Raw genomic sequence first — 212 nt, 5'->3', positions numbered from 1 at the left:
ATCCCACCAGCGCCTCCACCGAAGCTAGCGCTCCGGTTTCAATGGCTCCCGCCTATCCTGTACAAACTGTACCAAAATTCAATATCAGGCTACAGTAAAGCTCCACGGGGGCTTTCCGTCCTGTCGCGGGTAACCTGCATCTTCACAGGTACTATAATTTCACCGAGTCTCTGGTTGAGACAGTGCCCAAATCGTTACACCTTTCGTGCGGG

1 rRNA gene is annotated in these 212 nt (G+C 52.8%); it reads right to left on the bottom strand.

The annotated features are described in order from the left end of the window. Nucleotides 1-212: ribosomal RNA gene (locus MR167_RS32740) — 23S ribosomal RNA — on the bottom strand; the annotation flags it as partial.

Origin of the sequence: Bacillus cereus group sp. BfR-BA-01355 (assembly GCF_022663675.1) — a bacterium.
Lineage (GTDB): Bacteria > Bacillota > Bacilli > Bacillales > Bacillaceae_G > Bacillus_A > Bacillus_A thuringiensis_S.
This window is presented reverse-complemented; position numbering and strand designations above follow the sequence as displayed.